General features: G+C 60.4%; 19 protein-coding genes. 8 read left to right on the top strand and 11 right to left on the bottom strand.

Annotated features, from left to right (window positions below; all coding sequences use genetic code 11):
* The coding region (locus LDL37_RS01120) for a hypothetical protein (protein WP_290793110.1) at positions 1-329 on the bottom strand (329 nt) is incomplete at its 3' end.
* Positions 330-544: 215 nt separating this feature from the next.
* On the opposite strand from LDL37_RS01120, the gene LDL37_RS01115 reads away from it, so the two are divergent.
* Entirely contained in the window at positions 545-1,156 is a 612-nt protein-coding gene (locus LDL37_RS01115; RefSeq protein WP_290793108.1) for a hypothetical protein, read from the top strand.
* A gap of 167 nt (positions 1,157-1,323) precedes the next feature.
* Here LDL37_RS01115 and LDL37_RS01110 read toward each other — a convergent pair whose 3' ends face one another.
* A complete protein-coding gene (locus LDL37_RS01110; RefSeq protein WP_126423551.1) occupies positions 1,324-1,650 on the bottom strand; it encodes an iron-sulfur cluster assembly accessory protein in 327 nt (108 codons plus the stop codon).
* Positions 1,651-1,779: 129 nt separating this feature from the next.
* Here LDL37_RS01110 and LDL37_RS01105 point away from each other — a divergent pair, with 129 nt between their 5' ends.
* Entirely contained in the window at positions 1,780-2,955 is a 1,176-nt protein-coding gene (locus LDL37_RS01105; protein WP_290793103.1) for a deoxyguanosinetriphosphate triphosphohydrolase, read from the top strand.
* 28 nt (positions 2,956-2,983) lie between these two features.
* Here the strand turns inward: LDL37_RS01105 and LDL37_RS01100 are convergent, their stop codons facing one another.
* Complete coding sequence (locus tag LDL37_RS01100; protein ID WP_290793100.1) at positions 2,984-3,373, bottom strand: VOC family protein; 390 nt, start codon at positions 3,371-3,373, stop codon at positions 2,984-2,986.
* A gap of 52 nt (positions 3,374-3,425) precedes the next feature.
* Positions 3,426-4,175, bottom strand: coding sequence for a GGDEF domain-containing protein (locus LDL37_RS01095; protein ID WP_290793097.1), 750 nt, complete (start codon positions 4,173-4,175; stop codon positions 3,426-3,428).
* A 114-nt stretch (positions 4,176-4,289) separates the two neighbouring features.
* On the opposite strand from LDL37_RS01095, the gene purE reads away from it, so the two are divergent.
* Complete coding sequence (purE, locus tag LDL37_RS01090) at positions 4,290-4,784, top strand: 5-(carboxyamino)imidazole ribonucleotide mutase (protein WP_126423554.1); 495 nt, start codon at positions 4,290-4,292, stop codon at positions 4,782-4,784.
* Between the two features lie 4 nt (positions 4,785-4,788).
* The gene (locus tag LDL37_RS01085; RefSeq protein WP_290793093.1) at positions 4,789-5,865 is read left to right on the top strand and encodes a 5-(carboxyamino)imidazole ribonucleotide synthase; all 1,077 of its coding nucleotides are present in this window, start codon (positions 4,789-4,791) and stop codon (positions 5,863-5,865) included.
* Here LDL37_RS01085 and LDL37_RS01080 read toward each other — a convergent pair.
* Complete coding sequence (locus LDL37_RS01080) at positions 5,862-6,509, bottom strand: COQ9 family protein (RefSeq protein WP_290793090.1); 648 nt, start codon at positions 6,507-6,509, stop codon at positions 5,862-5,864. The genes LDL37_RS01085 and LDL37_RS01080 overlap by 4 nt on opposite strands.
* Before the next feature lie 277 nt (positions 6,510-6,786).
* On the opposite strand from LDL37_RS01080, the gene rpsU reads away from it, so the two are divergent.
* Positions 6,787-7,020, top strand: coding sequence for a 30S ribosomal protein S21 (gene rpsU / locus LDL37_RS01075; protein WP_041659477.1), 234 nt, complete (start codon positions 6,787-6,789; stop codon positions 7,018-7,020).
* Between the two features lie 126 nt (positions 7,021-7,146).
* A complete protein-coding gene (locus tag LDL37_RS01070; RefSeq protein WP_041659479.1) occupies positions 7,147-7,542 on the top strand; it encodes an acyl-CoA thioesterase in 396 nt (131 codons plus the stop codon).
* Positions 7,543-7,645: 103 nt separating this feature from the next.
* Here LDL37_RS01070 and LDL37_RS01065 read toward each other — a convergent pair whose 3' ends face one another.
* Both LDL37_RS01065 and LDL37_RS01060 read right to left on the bottom strand, forming a co-directional pair.
* On the bottom strand, positions 7,646-7,942 hold the full coding sequence (locus LDL37_RS01065; protein WP_290793084.1) for a BrnA antitoxin family protein: 297 nt from the start codon (positions 7,940-7,942) through the stop codon (positions 7,646-7,648).
* Positions 7,929-8,201: a BrnT family toxin gene (locus tag LDL37_RS01060; protein WP_290793080.1), complete on the bottom strand. Its 273-nt coding sequence runs from the start codon at positions 8,199-8,201 to the stop codon at positions 7,929-7,931. The genes LDL37_RS01065 and LDL37_RS01060 overlap by 14 nt, the downstream gene beginning before the upstream one ends.
* Before the next feature lie 105 nt (positions 8,202-8,306).
* On the opposite strand from LDL37_RS01060, the gene LDL37_RS01055 reads away from it, so the two are divergent.
* Positions 8,307-8,795 carry a hypothetical protein gene (locus LDL37_RS01055; RefSeq protein WP_290793077.1) on the top strand — a complete coding sequence of 163 codons (489 nt, stop codon included), beginning with the start codon at positions 8,307-8,309 and terminating at the stop codon, positions 8,793-8,795.
* A gap of 15 nt (positions 8,796-8,810) precedes the next feature.
* Here LDL37_RS01055 and LDL37_RS01050 read toward each other — a convergent pair whose 3' ends face one another.
* From LDL37_RS01050 to LDL37_RS01035, 4 genes are all read right to left on the bottom strand, one after another.
* The gene (locus LDL37_RS01050) at positions 8,811-9,476 is read right to left on the bottom strand and encodes a hypothetical protein (RefSeq protein WP_290793074.1); all 666 of its coding nucleotides are present in this window, start codon (positions 9,474-9,476) and stop codon (positions 8,811-8,813) included.
* A gap of 71 nt (positions 9,477-9,547) precedes the next feature.
* Complete coding sequence (locus LDL37_RS01045) at positions 9,548-10,261, bottom strand: hypothetical protein (RefSeq protein WP_290793071.1); 714 nt, start codon at positions 10,259-10,261, stop codon at positions 9,548-9,550.
* 80 nt (positions 10,262-10,341) lie between these two features.
* Positions 10,342-10,761, bottom strand: coding sequence for a DUF1801 domain-containing protein (locus tag LDL37_RS01040; RefSeq protein WP_290793068.1), 420 nt, complete (start codon positions 10,759-10,761; stop codon positions 10,342-10,344).
* A gap of 31 nt (positions 10,762-10,792) precedes the next feature.
* Complete coding sequence (locus tag LDL37_RS01035; RefSeq protein WP_290793065.1) at positions 10,793-11,254, bottom strand: hypothetical protein; 462 nt, start codon at positions 11,252-11,254, stop codon at positions 10,793-10,795.
* A 118-nt stretch (positions 11,255-11,372) separates the two neighbouring features.
* Here LDL37_RS01035 and LDL37_RS01030 point away from each other — a divergent pair.
* On the top strand, positions 11,373-12,159 hold a 787-nt coding region (locus tag LDL37_RS01030), incomplete at its 3' end, for a hypothetical protein (protein ID WP_290793062.1).

Below are 12,159 nucleotides of genomic sequence, written 5' to 3'. Positions count from 1 at the left end.
CCTTTCAGCGCATCGGATTTGAGCGTGATGAAGGGCACGTCCGGCGCCTTGTCCAGCCAGTTTCCGGACCATTCGAGTTTGTTTTTCAGCTTTACCTGATCCTCGATGGCGGCGATAGCGTGCTTGTGCGCCTGTGCCTGAGAGGCGTCGCAGCGGGCATAGAGGCGCTCGATCATCAGCGCCGTGCGGATGCCCTTGGCGACCGCGTCCGGCGTTTCGGGCGCGTCCATCGCGCTTAAGGCCAGCAGCATCCGGTCCGCATAGGCGCGCAAATGTTCGCGCCGCCGTTCGGGGGTTAGAGAGCCTGCCATGTCCGTCGTCTCGGTCATGCCCAAAAGGGTAACCGCGCTTTTTATGGCGGGGATAGATTGGGGGCAAAAGGGGTCGAAACCGGCAGGGTCAATGCTTGCACCGCGAGGGTCAATGAACCACACGGAGCTTTTCGCGTTGACGATCCCTCAAACCCGTTGTCATCTGGGATGCGTGTGACGGCTGAGAGCGTCACGGGGAAGCACAGGGGGGGGGTAGCTACCTGTGGTCACCCGTGGCCAAGGCGGTCAACGAAGCGGGGAGGGAAGAGATGAAGATACGAGTACTGCTTTTGCTATTTCTGGCAACAAGTCCTGTTGTTTGCCACGGCGAAGAGATTAAATCTGTTAACATGGATTTGCTGGAAAAATTTTCTTCTGATTTGAATGACTTCAACTCATCGGAAAAATTTGAAAAATACGGGAATTTAAAACTTAAATTAAGACATACGGACGTTTTTCGCGATATTTATGAATGTTATGATGACTCTTTTGATGAACATTTTGATTGTACATACAGTGTAAATCGAGGCGATAACGGACAATTGTCGTTCGGATTCTCTATAATGTTAAATGAGAGGGACGGGCCGCTGATATTCAAGGAGGCTGATTTATTTATAGTTAGTAAGGGCTGGAGTCGCACATATATCTCGAAACCTGTCTACGGGAGTTATACATGTGACTATTCAATTAGGTATAAAAAAGGACGGAGAGAGTTAATTATTGGAAGATATGATTGTTACCCAGATACAATAGACGTGCAATTCTCTCAGAATGGCAATCCCAAAGATGGGGAAATTGACTATTCTATTGAGTCAATAAATTATTTCTCTGTAATTAAGCAGTAAACCAGAATAAGTGTTAATGATTTGTTCGAATTAAAGTTGGGTGCTGCCTACAGGCTCGCTTTATTGCCTTCTTGGCCACAGGCTACGCCTTCGGGGCGCGTTTTGGGTGCAGGGGCCGTGCCCCTGCCCGCCGGAGGCTCTTGAACGCCCCAAAACAGGGCCCAAAATCAGATCGAGAAGCTGACGCCACAGCCGCAGGATGATTTGGCCTGCGGGTTGAGGATTTTGAACTGCGCGCCGACCAGTTCTTCGACATAGTCGATGATCGACCCGGCCAGCAGGGGGGCGGAGACTTCGTCGATCAGGGCCTGAGCGCCGTCATAGGCGATGACGGTATCGCCGTCTTCGGGCGCTTCGACCAGATCGAGCTGGTACTGGAAGCCTGAGCAGCCGCCGCCTTCGACGGCGACGCGCAACAGGATCGGGTGCCCGGCGTCGGCGGACAGGCGGTTGAGGTGGCGCGCGGCGCTGGCGGAAAGCGTAATCGGGTTCATGGGCTCAATATAGCGCGGGGCGGGCGCGAGTTTTAGAGGGCTTAGTTATTTTTTGTCATGAATTTGCATTGCAAATTGGCGCGCAGAGGGGGATTTAGGGCGTAAGTTCCACTGCGAAAGACCCTGCCCGTGCACGATCCGCTGATCCTGACGCTTGCGCCCTATAGCGAAAACCATGCCCGTTCGCGGGGGCGGTTGTACAGCGAGCCGGACAGCCTGACGCGCACGGCCTTTGCGCGGGATCGTGACCGGGTGATCCACTGCACGGCCTTCCGGCGGCTGAAGGGCAAGACGCAGGTGTTTGTGGCGGGGCACGGCGACTATTTCCGCACGCGCCTGACGCATTCGATCGAGGTGTCGCAGGTGGCGCGCTCGCTGGCGCATACGCTGGGGGCCGATCAGGACCTGGCCGAAACCATCGCCTTGTCGCACGATATGGGTCATTCGCCGTTCGGTCATGCGGGCGAGGACGAACTGCACAAGATGATGGAGCCGTGGGGCGGCTTCGATCACAATGTGCAAACCTTCCGCATTGTGACGCGGCTGGAGCACCGCTATCCGGCGTTTGAGGGGCTCAATCTGGCCTGGGAGACGCTGGAAGGGGTGATCAAGCACAACGGCCCCGTGGCGCACAAGCTGGGCAATCCGGCGTGGAAGGCCGTGGCCGATTTCAGCGATTTCTGGGACTTGCGCCCGGAAACCTATGCGTCGCTTGAGGCGCAGATTGCGGCGATTTCCGACGACATCGCCTATAATAATCACGATGTTGATGATGGTTTGCGCGCCGGGCTGTTTACGCTGGCGGACCTGCGCGACATCCCGCTGATCGGACCGGCGATTGCCGAGGTCGAAAAGGACTGGCCGCTGATCGATCAACGGTTGTTGCGGCTGGAGGCCATCCGCCGCGTGATTGGCTTTATGATCCGCGATGTCTGTCTGGAGACCGAGCGGCGGTTGAAAGAAGACGGCATCGAAACGGCGGAGGATGTGCGCCGCGCCGGGCGTCAGATGGTGGCGTTTTCGCGCACGGTGAATGAGGATTTGTCGCGGCTGCGGGCCTTTCTGTATGCGCGCATGTACAAGCACTATACCGTCAATCGCCACCGCTCGCAGGCGCGGCGCGTGCTGAACGACCTGTTCCGCCTCTATATGGAGGAGCCGGAGGTGCTGCCCCCCAACTGGTACGGGCGGGTGTGCACCAAGGATACCGAAACCCAGCGTGCGCGCGTGGTCTGCGACTATATTGCTGGCATGACCGACGCCTACGCCATCGAACAGCACAGGCAGTTGTTCAGTATGTCATAGAGGCCGACTCTATTGCACAGCTCGGAGACTACGCCTTCGGCTCCAGCAGGTCCCACAGATTGCCGAACGTGTCGCGGAACACGGCCACCGTGCCATAGGCTTCGTGGCGCGGGGCCTCGGTAAAGACCGCGCCCGCCGCGCTGAAGCGCGCATGGTCGCGGGCAAAGTCGTCGGTGAACAGGATCAGAAAGACGCGCTCACCGGTCTGATTGCCGATGGCGGCACGTTGAGCCTCATTCGAGGCCTTGCCCAGCAGCAGGCGCGTTTCGCTCGAACCGGGCGGAGCTATCAGCACCCAGCGCTTGCCGCCGCCCAGGTCGGTATCCTCGATCAGGTCGAAGCCCAGCCCGGCGCAGTAATGGGCGATGGCCTCATCGTAATCGGGCACGACGAGGGTAACGGCGGCGATGTGGCTCATATTTTAGTCGCGCCTCCGTATCCAAAAACCGCTACTCCCTTCTTGGGGGCGCTCATCGGCTCGATTTCTTGACCAGAAACATCGCGGCGTCGGCTTCGGCGATCCATTCTTCGGCCGAGGCCTGTCCTTCGTAGGCGCGCACGCCGAACGAACCGCCGACGCGCAGGTACAGGCCCTGATGTTCAAAGGTGGCGATATTCAGTTCGGCCTCAAGCTTCTGCGCCTTGCTGCGGGCGACGGAGACGTCGGCGTGGCGCAGCAGGATGGCGAATTCGTCGCCGCCCAGACGCCCGACCGAATCGCCTTCGCGCACATTGGCGTTGAGCCGCTCAGCAATGTGGATCAGCGCCTTGTCGCCGGCGGCGTGGCCGTAGGTGTCGTTGATGGCTTTGAAACCATCCAGATCGAGATAGATCAGGCAGGCCGGGTCGCCATAGCGGCGGCCATCCCCCATGGCGCGGCCCAGATCCCGCAGGAAGGCGCGGCGGTTGAGCGTCGGCGTCAGCACATCGTGATCGGCGTGGTGCTCAGCCAGCGCCACCTGCTCGGTGAGGGCCTTGATATCGGCCTTCAGGCGGATGTTTTCGCGGATCAGGCTGTCGATCAGGGTGCGCGCCGCCAAGGGCCATTCATCACCCGTCTGGGGCTCCGGCGCGGGCGGGGTAGGGGCGGGGGCCGGGACGGGCCGGGGGGCGCCACCAAACTGGCTTTGCAGCAGGGCCTGCATCGACGCCGTCAATCCGCCCGCGGACAAGGCGGAGGGCTCAGAATCGGCAGAGGCTGAGGGCGGCAAGGCGGTCATGCGCCCAAGATTAGCGGCGTTTGGAGCGCGAAGCGAGTGCTATTTGCACAGACGCCCCTTGCAGGCCGGGGCCTAATCCTATAGTTCGCGGCCTTTCAGCTTTCGGAGGTGGGCATGACCGCGTCGAAACCCAGAGTCGCCATCATTATGGGCTCGCGCTCGGACTGGCCGGTGATGAAAAAGGCCGCTGAGGCGCTGGACGGCCTGGGCGTCACCTATGAGGCGCGCGTCGTCTCGGCGCATCGCACGCCGGAGCGCATGGTCGAATTTGCCAAATCCGCCAAGGCTGAGGGTTTTCAGGTGATTATCGCTGGCGCCGGTGGGGCCGCCCACCTGCCGGGCATGACCGCCTCGCTGACGCCGCTGCCGGTGCTGGGCGTGCCGGTGCCGGTGCGCGACGGGCTGAAAGGCCTCGATTCGCTCCTGTCGATCGTGCAGATGCCGGGCGGTGTGCCGGTCGGCACGCTGGCGGTCGGGGAAGCCGGTGCCAAGAATGCCGGGCTTCTGGCGGCGCAGATTCTGGCCCTGTCCGATCCCGAACTGGCGATCCGGGTCGAAGCCCTTCGTCAGGCGCAGACCGACGGCGTGCCCGATAGCGTTGAGGACTAAGCCATTGAAACCGCTGCCTTTGGGGTCAAAAATCGGCATTCTGGGCGATGGTCAGTTGGGGCGGATGCTGTCGCAGGCGGCGTCACGGCTGGGCTTCAAGGTGGTGGTCTATGGGCCCGACGCCGAATCGCCGGCGGCCAGCGTCTCGGCGGTGTCGAAGGTGGCGCGCTATACGGATGAAGCGGCGCTCGATCGCTTTGCCGCGGCCTCGGACGTGATTACGTTTGAGTTTGAAAACGTGCCGGTCGCTTCGCTCGACTATCTGGTGTCCAAAGGCGCCAAGGTCGCCCCCAATGCGCGGGCGCTGGGCATCACGCAGGACCGTATCCTCGAAAAGCGCTTTGCCCGCAGCGTCGGCATCGGCACGGTCGATTTCTATGAGATCAACAGCCTTGACGACCTCGAAAAGGCGATTGCGGCCAATGGCTTGCCTGCCCTTCTGAAGACGCGCCGCGAAGGCTATGACGGCAAGGGTCAGGTGTGGATTCGCGCCGCTGAAGAGGCGAAAGCGGCCTTCGACAGCCTCAATGGTCGCCCGGCGATTCTGGAGGCGAAGGCCGATTTTCAGCGCGAAGTCTCGGTGATCGCCGCGCGCGGCTACGACGGTACGGTGAAAACCTATCCGGTCGGAGAAAACCACCACGTCAGCGGCATTCTTTCGACGACGCTGGCCCCGGCGGTGGTGTCCGACACGCTGAAAACGCGCGCGGAGACGATTGCCAGGAAGGTGCTGGAAGGCCTTGATTATGTGGGCGTCCTGGGCGTCGAGCTGTTTGTGCTCGAAGGCGATGAACTGATCCTCAACGAGGTCGCGCCGCGCGTGCACAATACCGGACACTGGACGCAGGACGGCTGCCTGTGTGATCAGTTCGAACAGCATATCCGCGCCGTCGCTGGCTGGCCGCTGGGCGATACCACAGCGCGTTTTCAGGTCGAAATGACCAATCTTCTGGGGCCGGATGTGCTGGCTTGGGAAGCCCTGTCGCAGGAACCGGACTCACGGCTCTATGTCTACGGCAAGGATGATCCGCGTCCGGGCCGCAAGATGGGCCATATCAACCGCTTGAAAGCGAGTCTTTAGGCCGCCGCCCCAAAGCGCAGCTTGCCCAGAAATTCCACGGCCCCCAGCAGCGCGTTTTCGGGCTTCAAAGGCAGTTTGGCCTTGAATTTTTCAAACGCCATCACCTGTTCGATATTGCGGGTGATCTGTTCGTGCTGGGCCTCAACCCCTTGCGTCAGGCGCGTCATCAGGGCCGTGGCCAGAATGCCGGATACGATGGCGCGTTTGGAATAGTGGTTTTCGTCCAGCGCCTTATCCCCCGCCTTGCGCCACACAAGGTCAGCCGACTCCCACAACAGGCGGCGATAAAGCCCCAGATGCTGCGGCAGGCACAGGTGCCCGATCAGGCGGTGCGTCGCGCGTTCATCGGCGCAGGCGGCGTCGATGCGGCGGTTGAGCAGGAAGCCTATGCGTTCACGCACCTTCATCGCAGACAGTTGCGCGTCAATGTCATCACCCGCAAGCGCCGCATCGCCCTGACGCCACAGGATCGCGGCGATGTCCGACGGCCCGTTGGGGCAGATCAGTTCAACCTCGGCGGGGCTGAGGCCGATTCGCGCACCCGCGACGCGCACGGTGACGCGGGTCAGGCCCAGATCGGGCATCAGCGCGGCACAGGCCGTGGCCAGTGACTGTTCCAGTTCGGTAAGGGCATTTGCGGACATGGGCCCAGAATAGGCCCAAGCCCGCCCCGCGCCAAGACCAAATTGCACCTGCGTCAAAAGGCAACAGCCCGATAAAATGTTTAATCCGGCGTTTTTCAAAGGCGGTGCGGCTTGAATTGGGCGCGGGCATGATGTAATGGCTTCGCCCACACGCCCGCAGACCACGGTTTGCGGGCAGCTTGTTTTCACCCTCCGCCCTTTTATGGCCCGAACTTCAAAAGGGCGAGGCGGTCCGTCGCAAGGCTTAACGGCCCGGCGGAACAGACAGAATGGAGAGATACCTCTGGTACAGATCTTTGTCCGCGACAACAATGTCGATCAGGCCCTGAAGGCGCTGAAGAAGAAGATGCAACGTGAAGGCTCCTTCCGCGAAATGAAGCGTCACGTCCACTACGAAAAGCCCTCTGAAAAGCGCGCTCGCCAGCAGGCCGAAGCCGTGCGCCGCGCCCGCAAGCTGGCGCGCAAGCGTCTGCAACGCGAAGGCGGTGCGACCACGGGCCGCTCGAAGTAAGCCTTACGGACACGATCCGATCTTTAAAAAGCGTCGAAGCCTCAGCTTCGGCGCTTTTTGTTTGGCTTTTTTGCATTGCAAAAAGTCAAACCTGCGGCAATGAATAGCGGCATGTGGGGTAAGTCGATGAAACACCAGAAAGACACGCAGCCGAACGAGGCGCTGATTGCCATTCGCACCATCGCCATGCCGGCGGACACCAATCCGGCGGGCGATATTTTCGGGGGCTGGCTGATGTCACAGATGGACCTCGCGGCCGGAAACGTCGCCGCGCGCCGGGCCGTGGGTCGCGCCGCCACCATCGCGGTCGAAGGCATGACCTTTCACACGCCGGTGCGCGTAGGCGACGAAGTGTCCGTCTATGCTGAGCTGATCTCGACCGGTCGTACCTCGATGAAGATCCACGTTCAGGCGTGGCGGCGCTCACGCGACTCCGACGTGCGCATCAAGGTGACCGATGCCGACTTTACCTTTGTCGCCATCGACGAAAACGGCAATTCGCGCCCGCTGCCTCTGCCGTGAGTTAGAGCGCATTCCGAAAAGTGTGCAACGGTTTTCGGAATCAAATGCACGATAAAACAAAATGTTAGAGCGGAGTTTCGATTCAGTCTGAACGAAATCCGCTCTAAGGCATAGCCTTGCGCAGGGCCTCGTTCATGCGGCTTTGCCAGCCCGCGCCGGTGGCGCGCCAGGCCGCCAGAACATCGGCATCCAGCCGAAGATGCACCGACTGTTTCGGTGTCTCCAGCGGTGGGCGACCACGTCGGATAGAGGCCGCCAGTTCCGGGAAGACCTCGGCAAACGGCCGCATATTGGCAAGCTGTTCGTCCGTCAATTCGGGGTTGTCGGGGTCAGAAGCGATCATGGCCTGAATACGCGCTTCTTCAGCGTCGGTGAGCGGCGCGATTTTAGTCTTCGGCATAGTTCTTCCTTTCTTTCTTGCTGGCCGGGCGCATCGAAATCACATTGAGCGCTTCTGTGCCCATCGGGCGAAAGACGACGGCAACAACAAGCTGATCATCGAAATAACCGACGGCAACGAAACGGCCCAGCTTTGCATCCGCGATGCGTGCGGCCTCGAAAAAGCTGATCGTCAGGTCGGCAAAATCCAGCCCGTGCTTTTCGAGGTTTCTCAGACGCTTCGGTTCGTCATAGAGGATCAGCATAATTATTGTGTACACGATAATGTGCAGCGGGTCAATTATCGTGTCGTAACACTGTCTTTATAAAGACGTTGACCAAAGCCGCGCGCCTTGTCATTTTCTCCGCCAGTCAGGGAGGCAGAAATGGCCAAGGCATCGGTAACGGACCGGCTTGTCACGTGGTTCACCGTGTGGGACGAGGACAAGACGCGCAGCGTGCTCAATATCACGCTGGCCGTGCTGACGGGTCTCCTGTTCGGCATGGTGCTCGATACCATCCTGCGTCAGGTCGGCAATTACATGTTCCCGCCGCCGCCGACCTTCGATATGGCCAGCCCCGAAGACATCGCCAAACTGCTCGATACGGTGCCGGCTGACGCCTATATCATCAAGATCATTTCATGGGCGCTGGGCACGCTCGGCGGCGGCTATCTGGCCGTGCGTATGGCTAAGGTCGGGGCCTTTCCGGCGTGGCTCACCGGGGTGCTGCTGGTGGCCAGCTACATGATCCATATGAGCTTCATCCCGCACCCCACCTGGGTGGTGCTGATCTGCCTGCCGCTGTGCGCCGTTTCGGCCTTCGCCGCGGGTCTGCTCGGCAACTACATGCTGATCCGCCAGACGCGCGGTTAATCTAAGACACCGCCCTTATTTCGGCTTGGCCTCGATCCTGAGCAGGGTGGGGGCCTTGTCCAGCGTCACGCGCGCCGCCGTAGCCTGCGCCGCCGGTTGAAACACCGGATGCCCGTCCTTGGTCTTCGGCAGGGCCGCGCCCTTGCCATCGGCGCCGATGGCCTGCCCGCCCGCTGCCCCGACAAAGACGATGCGGTCGAGATTGGGCACCGCCAGGCTCATCACACCGGCGGCCTTTTTGGCCCCGGCGCGCGCCTGATCGACGGCCTTTTTGAGGTCGGGGACGGCGTAGGCGGCCGCAGGCGGCAGGGCGGCGGCGATCAGCAGGGTCAGGCCCATCTTGCTGCCGTCCGGGCGCGTGACCGTGACCGGGGCCTTGGCTTTCAGCGCCGCGACGGGGGGCAGGGGTGTCAGGGTGTTGTCTGCGGCCACGCTGAGCGGCGTCTCGCCATTATGCTTCAGCACCAGCCGGATATCGGACAGCCTAGCCCCGGTGACCGCCAGTTTATAGGCCAGCCGGAAGTGCGTGCGTTCGGCGGTTGGCAGGTTCAGGTAGTTGAGCAAAAACGGGAAGATGTCCGTGCACGGCACGTCCTTGCTTTCGGCCCGCGCCGCAGAGGCCCCCACGACCGCCAGCGCTGCCGCCGACCCTACGAATCCCCGCCGATTGAAAACAGTCATGAACCACCCCGCAAAACAGACGATCCCGAACTGTGGTTCGGGATCGCGGCAAAATCACGGCTATCTCAAATCTATTTCGCCCGGTCGTCAATGCCGATCTTTGAAGGCGTGGCATCAAAGCTGACGCTGACCGCACCGGGGTGTTCCGACGGCACCAGATAGGGCGTGCCGGCCGGATAGGCGTCATCAACGGCGGATTTCGGCAGCACCTTCTGGCTGCCATCGGCCATCGTCACGCGCGCATTACCGGAGCCGACAAAATACAGCCGATCGAGCTTGGGTTGCGTTAAGGCCAGCACACCGCCGACCTTGCGCATCACGCTGTTGCTCTGCGTCACGGCCTTGGCCAGCGGCGCGACCGTCATGGTCTTCGCCGGGGTTTCGGTGGCATAGACGCGCACGCGCATAGACACGCCCTTTTCCGGCCCATTGACGACCACCGTAGCCCCGCCACGCAACTGTGCCAGCGTCGGCAGGGGGGTGATGCGCCCGTCACCGCCGATGTTTAGTTTCTGGCTCTGGCCATTGTGCTTGAGTACGATGCTGGCGCCTTGCGTGCCGCCCTTGATCTTCAGAATATAGGCGACGGTGATCTCATCGCGCTCAGACGTCGGCAGGGCGAGGAATTTCGACAGGAAGGGAAAGGCCTGATCGGCGGAGATTTCGCGCTGCGTCTGCTGCGCGACGGCGCTCACGGGGATCAGTCCGGCGGCGGCCGGCGTCAGGCACAGGGCGGCAGCCAGCAGGGCGGGCTTGGCGGCTTTGACAAACATAGGCAGGTCCATCTTTCTGTTCTTTCTGTTGTTCTAGCCTATGCGTTTTACAAAATTAAGGCTGAACCGCAGATGAAGAGATCAGAAAGGCATCAGGACGACAGGTGGCGCGCCGTCATCAGGGCGTGTGCGGTGGCGATAATCTCACGCAGCACGTCCATATCCACCTCGCTGAGACGCTTGATATAGAGGCAGCCGCCGCCGGTGGTGTGCTTGCCAAGGCGGGCGAGGTGATCGGCCTGTTCCGGGGCGCTGGCCAATACATAGAGGGTCAGGGCGGCGCTGCGCACGGCAAACGCGCTGAGCGGCCACGGCACCGTCGTCTTGCCGCTGAGATAGGTGTAGCGGCCATAGCCGATCAGTGACGTTCCCCACACGACCGGCGGCTCGCCTGTGACGTCCGTAAACAGGCGAAGCAGGGTTTGGGCGTCGGCGCGCATCTTTTCGGGGGCTTTCGCGTCCAGAAAGGCCACGGGATCGGCGTCGGTGGGCTGGGTCTTCGGTTCGGCCATGCCCTCAGACTGTGGGCGTAACGCGGGTTTGTCAAGCAAACGGCAGGCAGGTGGGCAAGCTCTGGACGTCAGTTGGATGCCCCCAGCGCGGCGGCAGGCCATTGCGGTCACGCACCCAGTCCTCGACCATGGCCGCCTGCTGCTCATAGCCATAGTCTGTAAAGGCTTTGCCGGGGATGAGGCGGTAGCGATAGCGCCCGCGTTCGCGCCACAGATAGCGCCACAGGGTCAGGCCGTTGGCATACTGCCACACATGCGTCAACTCATGCGCCAGCAGGGCCAGAACCTCCGGACGAGCCGAAAGATCAGCGGGCAGGTCAGGCCAGAAAATCCTGCGCCCGCGCACCACGATCAGCGGCCCGCGCCCGACCGCCTGAGACAACCAAGACAGCGGATGTGCCCGCCCGATCAGCCGCACGGCCTCGACCGGCACGGCAGCGATCAGTCCCGCAGGCAGGGCCGTGCGTTCGGAAAGGGTGAGGGAACGAATCATAACGCTGTGATTTGAATGACACGCTTTGAATGTATTTTGTTGCGATTGCACATTTTAAAGTTGAATAAACGCGAGGCTCATGGTCGCCTGTCCATCTTTAATCGGGTGGGGTTACATCATGACAAACCGTATTTTATTCGCCTTCGTCTGCGTCATTGCTTTCCATACGTCGGTGGCCAACCTGTCGCAAGGACAGGGTGTTTTTGACAGGGCTTTGGCACAAGCCAAACCCAAAAACGCTGAAGGTGAAGACAGTGAATACAATAAAATTGGCTGGCCGCCATCATTCCAAGATGGTGTTGTTTGCTACTTTAACACGACATATGACCGTAAAGAGGGGGATATCAATCAGTCTCCGGGGAACTATTCTCCTGATATGGGCTCGGAGGATCTCAGAAAGGCTGTTGAGGTCGTTCAGACCTCGTGGTTCCGGCGTTCGGCCTGTATGCGGGATGTCCGCCGCGCCAATGCCTTCCTGTCTTCGCTGGGAGCGGTGGGTTATCTAGCCAGCAAGGACAACACGACCCCGGCCATGTCAAATGGCTTTGCTACCTTGGCGCTGGCGGCGGTCATTAATGATCAGTTGCGTTCTGTGTCACCTTTGTCGCGTTTCTATACCGGGGCGGTGACCGGAACCCACCTTGCCGGACATCGCAACACTTTTGTCAATAAGCGTGTAGAGCGATTGAATGATATCGTGCTCAGCGACGTCAGTGGTTGCAAAAATACCTTGGAATTGCAGGAAAGGGCCACAAGGCTCACTGCTGCGGCCAATACTGTGTTGAACAACAAGCCGAATACCGATCCTGTTCCCGGCCTCGTGAATAAATACAAGATGAGCGTTGAGGAGTTTAAACGCTGGTGCGAAAGCTACCGGACTACGCAATCCAACTTCTCACTGTTTA

Source organism: Asticcacaulis sp. (assembly GCF_020217185.1).
Lineage (GTDB): Bacteria > Pseudomonadota > Alphaproteobacteria > Caulobacterales > Caulobacteraceae > Asticcacaulis.
Note: the sequence above shows the minus strand (reverse complement) of the source record. Positions and strands in the feature narration are given on the sequence as shown.